7 protein-coding genes are annotated in these 10,952 nt (G+C 61.0%); 5 read left to right on the top strand and 2 right to left on the bottom strand.

Going from position 1 to position 10,952, the window contains the following annotated elements; genetic code table 11:
• Window positions 1-13: 13 nt before the first annotated feature.
• The gene (locus LI953_RS06235) at window positions 14-787 is read right to left on the bottom strand and encodes an SDR family NAD(P)-dependent oxidoreductase (protein WP_227075179.1); all 774 of its coding nucleotides are present in this window, start codon (window positions 785-787) and stop codon (window positions 14-16) included.
• 158 nt (window positions 788-945) lie between these two features.
• On the opposite strand from LI953_RS06235, the gene LI953_RS06230 reads away from it, so the two are divergent.
• The 5 genes from LI953_RS06230 (at window position 946) to LI953_RS06210 (ending at window position 8,620) form a co-directional block, all read left to right on the top strand.
• A complete protein-coding gene (locus tag LI953_RS06230; RefSeq protein WP_227075178.1) occupies window positions 946-1,707 on the top strand; it encodes an SDR family NAD(P)-dependent oxidoreductase in 762 nt (253 codons plus the stop codon).
• Between the two features lie 249 nt (window positions 1,708-1,956).
• Window positions 1,957-3,603: a DUF1302 domain-containing protein gene (locus LI953_RS06225; RefSeq protein ID WP_227075177.1), complete on the top strand. Its 1,647-nt coding sequence runs from the start codon at window positions 1,957-1,959 to the stop codon at window positions 3,601-3,603.
• Window positions 3,572-5,017, top strand: coding sequence for a DUF1329 domain-containing protein (locus LI953_RS06220; RefSeq protein ID WP_227075221.1), 1,446 nt, complete (start codon window positions 3,572-3,574; stop codon window positions 5,015-5,017). The genes LI953_RS06225 and LI953_RS06220 overlap by 32 nt, the downstream gene beginning before the upstream one ends.
• Before the next feature lie 73 nt (window positions 5,018-5,090).
• Complete coding sequence (locus LI953_RS06215) at window positions 5,091-6,203, top strand: YCF48-related protein (protein WP_227075176.1); 1,113 nt, start codon at window positions 5,091-5,093, stop codon at window positions 6,201-6,203.
• A 17-nt stretch (window positions 6,204-6,220) separates the two neighbouring features.
• Complete coding sequence (locus LI953_RS06210; protein WP_227075175.1) at window positions 6,221-8,620, top strand: MMPL family transporter; 2,400 nt, start codon at window positions 6,221-6,223, stop codon at window positions 8,618-8,620.
• A gap of 75 nt (window positions 8,621-8,695) precedes the next feature.
• Here the strand turns inward: LI953_RS06210 and LI953_RS06205 are convergent, their stop codons facing one another.
• On the bottom strand, window positions 8,696-10,816 hold the full coding sequence (locus LI953_RS06205) for an FAD-dependent oxidoreductase (protein ID WP_227075174.1): 2,121 nt from the start codon (window positions 10,814-10,816) through the stop codon (window positions 8,696-8,698).
• Window positions 10,817-10,952 lie beyond the last annotated feature (136 nt).

Here is a 10,952-nt window from a genome sequence, read left to right as displayed (position 1 = left end):
GCCGCGGCTTTCTTTACGAGGGGAGGTAGAGCTGAGCGGCCTTGCCACCATCGACCGGCAGGGCGGTGCCGGTGATGTAGCTGGCGGCGTCCGACAGCATGAAGGCGATGGCCTCGGCCAGTTCCTCCGGCCGTCCGCCGCGGCCCATGGGGATCGCGTTGGTGGTCTTGGCGGCGATCTCGGGCACCTTGGTCGCGAAATCCTCGGTGCTGGCCGTCTGCACCTGGCCGGGCACGATGGCGTTGACGCGCACGCCGATGCGCGCCCCCTCCATCGCCGCGACCGCCGTGAACTGGATCATCGCCGCCTTGGAGGCCGAATAGCTGGACATCAGCGGCGCCGCGCGCAGGCCGCAGGTGGAGGCGATGTTGACGATCGAGCCCTTGCCGGCCTGAGCCATGATGCCCATCGCCGCCTTGGTGGAGATGAACACCGCCTCGGCGTTCACCGCGAAATCCTTGCGCCAATGCTCAAGCGAGAGCCGGCTGATGGGCGCGTAATGGGTGGACATAGCGTTGTTCACCAACATGTCGAGCCGGCCGTGGCGGTTGGCGACATCCGCGATCATCGCGGCCAAGGCGTCGAAATCGGTGACATCGAGCTGCACGGCTTCAACCTTGCCGCCCTCGGCGGCGATCTGGGCGGCGGCCTTGTCGAGCATTTCCCGCCGCCGGCCGCAGATGACGACCTGCGCGCCGCGGCGGGCGAGCAGCGCCGCCGTGGCGAGGCCGATGCCATCGCTGCCGCCGGTGATGATCGCGACGCGTCCGTTGAAATCCTGGCTCATGACGGTTCCCCTGGTTGCCCGCCTGTGCGGGCGAGCTGAAATTGCTGGATTATAAAGCGCAGTTGACAAAATAAAACCATATATGTCAACTTATATGCGCAGAAAATAAGTTTTTATATTACGAATAAAGCTCATCAAAGCGTGGGCTAGGGGGAGTGATGGCGGATCTATCCGGCAAGGTGGCATTGATAACGGGCGGCGGGCAAGGTGTCGGCCAGGGAATCGCGCTGGCGCTAGCCGCGGCGGGCGCGCGCGTGGCGGTGACCGGGCGCACGCTGGCCAAGCTGGAGGAAAGCTGCGCCCTGGTTGCCGAGCGCGGCGGCGAGGCGCTGCCGGTGCAGGGCAATGTGAAGAGTCCCGATGACCTCTCGGCGATGGTTGCGCAAGTGGCGCAATGGGGCGGCGGCGTCGATATTCTGGTGAATAACGCGCAGGAAGTCCCCGCCGGAAAGCTGCTGGACGTAACCGATGAGGCGTTCCTCGCGGGCTTTGAATCCGGGCCGTTGGCATGTCTCAGGCTGATGAAGCTTGTGCATCCGCACATGGTCGCGCGTGGCGGCGGCGTGATGATCAACTTGGTCTCCTCGGCGGCGGTGCGCTGGGACATGACGGGCTATGGCGCTTACGGGGCCGTGAAGCAGGCGATGCGCGTGCTGACGCGCGCGGCGGCGGCGGAATGGGGGCGGGACGGCATCCGGGCGCTGTCGATCGCACCGCATGCCGAATCGCCGGGGCTGAAGCGCTGGATGCAGCATAACCCCCAGGAAGCCGAGGCGTTTTTCCGGACGATCCCGCTCGGGCGGGTCGGGCGGCTGGAGGAAGATGTCGGCCGCGCTGTGGTGGCGCTGTGCGGCCCGGAGCTGGCCTATGTGACGGGCGCGACGATTCCGCTGGATGGCGGGCAGGCGAATTTCGACTGACCGCGGGGCTGTGACCAGCAAAACTCGGCGTTTTTTTTACGAAAATGTACGAGTTAATGGGTGTGGCGGTCAAATTGCTTTCCAAATGCGTTGACTTTTTGCCTATTAGAAGCATAAAATGAAGCGCTATCGCCGGCTGGCTGCCGCTTTGCGGGTTCTGGTGTGCGACAGAGCTAAAACGATAAACATAAAATCTACGGAGGAACGATGGTTTGCGATTCTCGAACGTATCAGTCGTGTCGGCGTCGCTTGGCGTCTGGGAGCGTTTCTGTTCTGGGGGCTGGGTATTGGCGCGTGGCGCTGGGCGCTGTGTCGATGTTGACGCTGGCGGGCGTTCACCCGGCCAAGGCGTGGAACATGTACACCGGCGTGGTGAACGGCCAGAGCCTTGAGATCAACCTCGACACCACCGTCGAATATTCCAACATATTCCGCGTGAATTCGCCGTCGAAGGTTCTGACCAATTCCATCAACGGGAATGACGGCGACCTGAACTTCCAGCACGGGCTGGTTGACAATACGTTCGACGTGCTGCCGGTGTTCGATCTGCGCTATGGCAATATGGGCGTGCATGTGAGCGGCGAGGCGTATATCGACACGCCATATCTCGGCCGCACGCAGAATGATTCGCCGCTGACCTATAATCCGCTGAGCGCGAACTACCAGCATTTCACCAGCGCCACGCGCAACGTGAACGGCCAAAATGCCGTGCTGCTCGATGCGTATGCCTATGATACCCAGTATTTTGGTGCTAACGGTCAGCAATCCTTCACCGTGAAATTCGGCCGCCAGACATTGCTGTGGGGGCAGAGTTTGTTCTTCGCCAATAACGGCATCTCGGCCGGACAGGCGCCGATCGACGTGATCAAGGCGGAGAATCTGCCCAACGCCCAGGCGCAGCAGATCTTCCTGCCCGTGGGCCAGGCGGTGGTGACGTATGCGCCGAATCCGAATCTGAGCTTCCAGGGTTACTACCAGTTCGAATGGGAGCCGGATACGCTGGAAGGCGTGGGGTCCTATTTCAGCACCACCGATATTCTGGATAAGGGCGGCCAGCGCTTGCTGTTTGCACCGGGCTACGGCATTCCGCGCGTGAAAGATCTGCGGCCGCCCATCAATAATGGCCAGTTTGGCTTCTCGGTGCAGGGCGCCGTTGGCGCTTGGGATCTGGGTATTTATGCGCTGCGCTACGACGACCACGCGCCGGGCACGGTTTATCTGGCGACGCCGACGGCTCCTTTCCCTGGTGCGCCACCACAATATTATGCACCGAATAATTACTGGGTCGTGTATCCGCGCGACATTCAGGTTTACGGCGCGTCGTTCAACACGGTTTATGATGGCGTGAGCATCGCCGGCGAAGTCTCCGGCCGCCGGAACATGCCGCTGGTCACTGGCGGGCCGATCTTCTCATCCTATCCCGGCAATGCGAGCGGTTCGCCGCTTTATGCGGTGGGCAGCACGGTCGCCGCGCAGGTTTCCGAAATCTGGGTGAGTCCGAGCCTCTCTTTCGATCCGGCGGGGGTCACGGTCCTCAGCGAGCTCGCGATGAACCATGTGGTCTCGGTGGATCAGAACCGAAGCGCGCTGAAGCCAGGGCGCGATGCCACGGCGGCCGCCTTCCAGTTTGAGGTGATTCCCACCTATGATAGCGTTCTTCCCAGCGTTGATATGACGTTCCCGATTGGGTTTAAGTATAATTTCCTGGGGCGCTCCCAGGTTGACTCCACGATGAATCGCGGAACTGGCTTCTTCAACGTGGGCGTGTCCGCCACCTACCGGACGGTGTGGAAGGCGTCGCTGACCTATCAGGATTATTTCGGCCGGCCCGATCCGACTTTGAATCCGCTCGCCGACCGTGGTTATGTCGCATTTAGCATCCAGCGTGCGTTCTAAAAAGGGAATGGAAATGAACCGGCGTAAATTTGGAATTGTCGGCGCAAGCAGCCTCGGGGCCCTTGCGGCGTATATGAATAATATCCGGCCGGCTTTGGCGGCTGTGGATCCGGACCAGCTGAAGACGACGTTGATGCCGCTGGGCGGCGAGCGTGCGGCGAATGCCGATGGCAGCATTCCGGCCTGGACCGGCGGCTTGACCGAGATGCCGCCGGGCTGGGATCCGAACCAGAATGGCCTGATGCCGGATTTCTTCGCCAGCGATGCCAAGGTGGTGAGCATCGATGCGAGCAACATGGCGCAGTATCAGGACCGTCTGAGCATCGGCACGATGCAGATGATGACCAAATACGGCTTCCGCATCGATGTGTATCCGACTCACCGCACCGCCGCGGCGCCGCAATGGGTGTATGACAACACCTACAAAAACGCCACCAGCGCGCAGATGAACGCGAACGGCGCCAAGTATGGCTTTACCGGCGCCTATGGCGGCACACCGTTCCCGATTCTGGACCCGGACCCGAACATTGCGGGTGCGCAGATCATCTGGAACCATCAGACGCGCTGGCAGGGCGTGGCGTGGACGCGTAACGAAGCCAATTACTCGGTGGACAGCAACGGTACACTGTCTCTCTCCGCCGGGCAGCGGCAGTTTGTACGTTATCCGTATTATCAGCCAGATGGTTCAGCCGCCAATTATGACGGGTTGTATATTCAGTCCTATACCAAGTATTTGGCGCCCGCCAACAACATGGGGCAGGAGTTCCTGGATTATCAGCCGACGAATATGTATGCCGATCCGGAACGGATTTGGGCGTACATGCCGGGCCAGGGCCGCGTGCGCCAGGAGCCGGATATGACGTACGATACTCCGGCGCCCGGTCTTTCCGGTTATATCAACCAGGACGAGTATGATATTTTCCGGGGCGCGATGGACCGCTATGACTGGAAGCTCATTGGTAAGAAGGAGATCTACGTCCCTTATAACAACAACAAGTTGTATCAGGCGACGGCGCGCCAGGGGCACGGCCAGCACTTCATCAACCCAGATTATCTGCGCTGGGAACTGCACCGCGTTTGGGTGGTCGAGGCCACGCTGGCGCCGGGCAAGCGCAATGTGATGGCGAAGCGCCGGCTTTATGTGGATGAGGATACCTGGACGATCCTGCTGGGTGACACCTGGGATGCGCAGGGCAATTACTGGCATTACGGCATCACCACCATGGAGAACCGGCCGGATATCCCGGCGGGCGCGTTGATCTCAACGACCGTTACTGCCGATTTGCAGGCGAATCACTATCTCTCGTCCACAGGTGTTTGGAACGAAAGCCCGTATAACCAGCCGATGTTGCTTGGATCGCCGCCGGTGCAGTTGTTCGATCCGCGTAATCTGGCGGCACAGGCTCAGTTCTGAAGGAAATTGGGTAGAGATGGCACGGCGATACTCCGCGCCATCTCTATCGCGTAAAGCTGAATATGGATTGAAGATGAAGCGGATGTTCAAAGGGCGCAGACCAAAGGCGGGCATTGCGGTTGCGTTAAGAGGCGCTTTGCTGACGCTGTCTGTCGCGGTCGCGCCGGCCGCGTTTGCGCAAACGAGCATCACCGATCTGACATTGCCAGCGATTGCCGTGAGAACGCCCAGCCAGAACTTCGTCGACGGTTTGGCGATCGCCGGAAACAGAATCGTTATTACTGGGCAGCACGGCCTTATCGCTTACTCAGATGACGAGGGGAAAACGTGGCATCAGGCGAAAGTGCCGGTTGATGTCTTGCTGACCGCGGTTGCGTTCGCCAATGCCAAGGATGGCTGGGCCGTGGGGCATATGGGTGTCGTCTTGCACACCATTGATGGCGGCGAGACCTGGCAGAAACAAATCGATGGCCGGCAGGTGGATGATCTTGAAGTCGCCGCCGCACAAACCGCCGATCCCGCTCTGCCCACGGCGGCCTTGGCGGCGCGGCGGGCCGAAGTTTTCGAAAATATGGGCCCGGATCGGCCGTTTCTTGCCGTGCTGGCGCAAACGCCGCAACAGGCAATTGTGGTCGGGGCCTACCGTATGGCGCTGCGCACCACGGATGGCGGCAAGACCTGGGACGATATCAGCCTGAATATTCTCGATCCGTTGAGCCATAATCTTTATGGCATTACCCAAATCGGGAATTTGATTTTCATCGGCGCGGAAACCGGCGTTGCCTTTAGCTCGACAGATGATGGATGCAACTTCCCGCAACTAACCCCGACAGGAGATGCCACGTTATTCGGCGTTGTTCCCACGGCGGATGGTTCCGTGTTCGCCTATGGCGTCGCCGGAGCGGCCTATCTCAGCCATGATCAGGGAAAAACCTGGCAAACCATCAATGTCGGAACGAACTCCGACATCACCGCCGGGTTGCTGCTCAAATCCGGGGTTATTGTGCTGGCCAGCGAAACGGGAAATTTGTTTGTCAGCTATGATAATGGACAAAGCTTCCAACAGTTTTCGCAGACGATTCCCATGCTCCTGACCAATCTCGCGCAGATGGCGGATGGCAATGTGGTGGTAACCGGTTCGAGCGGCGTCAGAATTCTCCCCGAATCAGATTTCAAAAAGCCCTAATAAACCGGAGAGACCGAGTGCACTACACGCAATCATCCGAGCATATGCCGATTACGGATATTGCTAACTTCGACCGGCGATCCGGTTCGCTCGTGGAGCGGCTGATCTTCAATAACCGTCCTGTTATTCTGTTTCTGTGCCTGATGGCGACGATCTTGTTTGGCTATTCCGCGTTGCATGTAAGAATCAGCGCCAGCTATAACGAGATGCTGCCGACCTATCAGCCGTTCATCATGAACTACTTCAAGCATTACGATGTCCTGCAGGGGCAGGGTAATGCCATCCGCATTGACGTTGAAAATAAGGATGGCGGGTCGATCATCGATCCGCAATATCTGACGACGTTGCAGCATTTAAACGACCAAGTTTACCTGCTGCCGGGAGTCGATCGTCCTTTCATGACGTCGTTGTGGACGCCCGCAGTGCGTTGGATGATGGTGACGCCCGACGGTTTCAAGGCCGGCCCCGTGATTGGCGCGGCCTATGATGGCAGTCCGCAACAGCTTGCGGTGGTCCAGCAGAACATCCTGAAGGCGGGGATCGTCGGCAGCATTGTCGCCAATGATTTTCACTCCAGCATGATCTACGTGCCGCTGATGCAGCACAATAATCTGACGGGCGAACCCCTCGATTATGCCGATCTGGCCCGCCGGCTCGACGCGCTGCGCACGGCATATGATGCGAAAGGCGTGAAGCTGCACGTCGTTGGTTTCGCGATGGTGGTGGGTGATCTCATCAACGGCATCAACCGGGTGCTTACGTTCTTCGCCATTTCAGTCGTGATCGCCATCGCCATTCTTTATTGGTACACCAGATGCGTGCGCTCCACCTTGCTGGTGGTGACAGCCTCGGTGACGGCGGTCATCTGGCAGCTTGGTATCTTCACGCTGTTGGGGAAAGACCTCAACCCTTATTCCGTGCTTGTGCCCTTCCTTATTTTCGCGATCGGGATGAGTCACGGCGCGCAGAAAATGAACGGCGTGATGCAGGATATCGGCCGGGGGACGCATCCGCTGATCGCCGCGCGCTATACCTTCCGGCGCCTGTTCCTGGCGGGGTTTGCGGCGCTGACCTGCGACGCGGTGTCGTTCGCCGTGCTGTTCACGATCCGGATCAAGGCGATTCAGGATCTCGCGGTGATCGCGTCCATCGGCGTGGTGATTTTGATTTTCACGAATCTGATCATGCTGCCGATCCTGCTCAGCTACACCGGTGTGAGCAAGAAGACGGCCCTGCGCAGCGTACGGCACGAGACGGCGGAGTCGGGCGAAAAATTCTTCCTGTGGCATTTTCTGGACCTGTTCACCCAGCGCCGCTATGCCAAAATGGCGATTATTGGCGCTGCGATTTTTGCGTTTTTTGGCTGGTATATCGGGCGTCATGTTCAGGTGGGCGACCTCTCGCCCGGCGCGCCGGAGTTTCGGCAGACGTCGCAGTACAACCGCGACAACAACTATATCGTCAGCCATTATGCCACGGGCTCGGATAATTTCGTGGTGCTGGTCACCACCGATCCCGGTTATTGCCAGAATGTGCAGACCTTGCAGACGATTGATAATCTGGAGTGGCGGCTGAGGCAATTGCCTCAGGTTTTGTCGACGAACTCGCTGGCCTCGATAAGCGCCGAATTGAACATGCTGCTCACGGAGGGATCGCCAAAATGGTTCACCTTTGTTCCGAATCAGCAGGTGATCGATGATCATTCCAATGACGGTACGGAGAACCTGAAGAACAATGATTGTTCGTTCACGCCGATTTATGTGTCGCTGACCGATCATAAGGCGGCGACGCTGAACCTGATGGTGAAAACCGTGCAAGATTTCGCCGCTAATCCGGTGAATCAGGGGCCGCATTTCAAGATCGAACTCGCGGGCGGCAATGCCGGGATTGAGGCGGCCACGAATATCGCCATCGAGGAGTCGAACATCCAGATCATGGCGCTGGTTTATGCCTCCGTGCTGGTGTTCTGCTTCATCACCTTCCGCTCCTGGCGCGCGGTGGTTTGCACGCTCATCCCGCTGGGCATCACCTCGCTGCTGGGGCAGGCGCTGATGGTGTGGCTGGGCATCGGCATCAAGGTGGCGACGTTGCCGGTCGTGGCGCTTGGCGTGGGCATCGGCGTGGACTACGCGCTATATGTGCTCAGCGTGGTCCTCAAACAGCTCAAAGACGGGGCGAGCCTGTCGGATGCCTATTATCGGACGCTGCTCTTCACCGGCAAGGTCGTGCTGCTCACAGGCTTCACGCTGGCCGCGGGGGTGGCGACCTGGATCTTCGCGCCCATCAAGTTTCAGGCGGATATGGGCTTGCTGCTCTGCTTCATGTTCCTGTGGAACATGATCGGCGCGCTCGTGCTGCTGCCGGCGCTGGCCTATTTCCTGCTGCCGCATCAGCAGCCAAGGCGCGTGGCCGGTTAAACAATCCTGGGTGGTGCCGAGGGGCGCTATGTATGAAAAAGCCTGGCTGGAGCGATCCAGCCAGGCTTTTTCTGTTTACAGCCCGTTGATGTCCGCGACTGCCTTGGCGGCGCCGCGGATCGCGCCTTCAATGTAGCTGACGCCGTTGCAGTCGCCGACCGTCAGCGTGCTGAAGCCCTCCTGGCGCAGCCGCTCGGCCAGCGCGGTGTCGCCGCTCGCCCCCATGGCGACGATGACGTGATCCGCCGGAACCGAGCACGCCTCGCCAGCCGCGTTCTGGAAACTGACGGCGGCAGGGGTAATGGCGATGTCCCTGACGCCGCCTTGCATGTTGACGCCATGCTCCTTCAGTTCGGCCAGCAACCGCATGCGCCGCACCAGCAGCAGCCCCTTGCCCAAGCGCGGCGCTGGCTCCAAAACGGTCACCTTGCGTCCGCGCTCATGCAGGAACTCGGCCAGTTCCACTCCCACGAGCTCGCCGCCGATGATGACGATGTTGCGCCCCAGCGGCATCCAGCGATGGCTGGCGTTGCGGATGAAATCGAGCTTCGCGGTCAGCCCCGTGGTGGCGCCGGCCTGCATGGCCAGTCGCGTGGCCAGGCTGGTCTTGCGCTTGAGCTGTGCCGCGCTCTGGCCGAGCAGCAGGTTACGCATGTCGTCGCCGCTGAACACATGCGCCAGATCGCTGCCGGGCAGGGCGGGCATGTCGCGCCGCGCGCCGGTGGCGACGATCACGGCATCCGGCGCCAGGCTGCGCAGCAGCGCCGGTGAGGCTTCGGTGCCCAGTCGCACATCAACGCCGGATGTGGCGAGGCGGGCTTGCAGCCAGTTGAGCAGGCGCTCATTGGCCGGATAGGCGAGGGCGGCGAAGCGCAAGGTCCCGCCGAGGAGTTTGCTTTTTTCCAGCAGCGTGACACGATGCCCGGATGCGGCGAGCCGGCACGCGGCCTCGATGCCCGCGGGGCCGCCGCCGATCACGGCGATGCGCTTGCCCCCCGCCGATGACGCGGAAGGACGCTCAAATTCAAAGCCGGTTTCTGGATTCACGGCGCAGCGCACCGGCTCGCGCACATAGGCGGCGCTGACGCAGGTATAGCAATAAATGCAGGGGCGGATGGCGGATTCCTGCCCGGCGGCGAGCTTGTTCGGCAGCGCCGGATCGGCCAGGATTTTCCGCCCCATGCCGATGAAATCATAAGTGCCGGCGCCGATCTGCGCGTCAGCCGCCGCCGGTTCCACGCGCCCCGAGGCCAGCACCGGAATGCCGATTGCCGCCTTGATCGCCGCGGCGGCGGGGATATTGGTTTCCGGTTCATGCGGGATGTTGGAGCCCGAATGCAGCTTGGCGATGCCGGCATTGTGGTAGGCGGAGACGGTGATGGCATCGGCGCCCGCGTCTTCCACCAACCGGGCGGTGGCGATGGCATGCTCCACGGTGATGCCGCCCTCCTTGCCGAACTCCCGGGAATCCAGCTTGCACCAGAGCGGGAAATCCGGCCCGATCTCGGCGCGCACCGCGGCGATCACCTCCAGCAGCAGCCGCGCGCGGTTTTCCAGGGGGCCGCCGTAATGGTCGGTGCGCGTGTTGGTCTTGGGCGAGAGGAAGGATGACAGCAGATAGCCGTGGCCGGCATGCAGCTCGATGCCGTCGAACCCGGCTTTCACGACCCGCGCGGCGGCGGTGGCGAACCAGCGCACCACTTGGTCTATATCCGCCTGTGCGAGAATTTTGAGCTGCGGCGGTTTGCCGGAGAAGCCGGCCAACTCCTCGGGCAGGAAGTAATCGGTGAAATCGCCGGTCAGCACCGGCGGCACGCAGGGCGCCCAGAGCGACTCGCCGAACGCGTCCGCCGAATACCCGGCGACCAGCCCGCCATGATGCAACTGCGCGGCGATTTTGGCGCCGTGGCGGTGGACCCGCTCCGTCAGGGCCTGCAAGCCGGGGATGAAGCGGTCATCCGAGATGGCGGTCTGATTGGGCTGCACGGCCCCCACCGGCCAGGCCACGCCCATCACGCCGGAGGTGATCAGACCGGCGCCGCCCCGGGCCTGTTCCTCGTGATAGGCGATCAGCCGCTCGCCCACCGTGCCGTCGGCTTCTGACAGGCTGACGCCCATGGCGGCGACGACGATGCGGTTGCGGGTTTCCAGCGTGCCAATGCGGCCAGGAGCAAGGAGATGGCTGTAGCGGCTCATGCGGCGGCCTCTTGGCCAGCGGCCCGGGGCCGGCGGTTAACGGATTTGCGGATCATGCGCGGATCTCCTCTCTAATTTATGGCCCGAGGCTTGCGCCGGGGCGGATGAGGCGTCAATGGGCCTGGATTTTTGATTT

It is taken from the genome of Acidocella sp. KAb 2-4 (genome assembly GCF_020567705.1).
In the GTDB taxonomy this organism is placed as follows: Bacteria; Pseudomonadota; Alphaproteobacteria; order Acetobacterales; family Acetobacteraceae; genus Acidocella.
Note: the sequence above shows the minus strand (reverse complement) of the source record. Positions and strands in the feature narration are given on the sequence as shown.

What these genes read in the sequence shown, in the direction of transcription:
- LI953_RS06230 (WP_227075178.1), top strand. Translation starts at nt 946, where the DNA reads ATGGCGGATCTATCCGGCAAGGTGGCATTGATAACGGGCGGCGGGCAA.
- LI953_RS06215 (WP_227075176.1), top strand. Translation starts at nt 5,091, where the DNA reads ATGAAGCGGATGTTCAAAGGGCGCAGACCAAAGGCGGGCATTGCGGTT.
- LI953_RS06235 (WP_227075179.1), bottom strand. Translation starts at nt 787, where the DNA reads ATGAGCCAGGATTTCAACGGACGCGTCGCGATCATCACCGGCGGCAGC.
- LI953_RS06220 (WP_227075221.1), top strand. Translation starts at nt 3,572, where the DNA reads ATGTCGCATTTAGCATCCAGCGTGCGTTCTAAAAAGGGAATGGAAATG.
- LI953_RS06205 (WP_227075174.1), bottom strand. Translation starts at nt 10,816, where the DNA reads ATGAGCCGCTACAGCCATCTCCTTGCTCCTGGCCGCATTGGCACGCTG.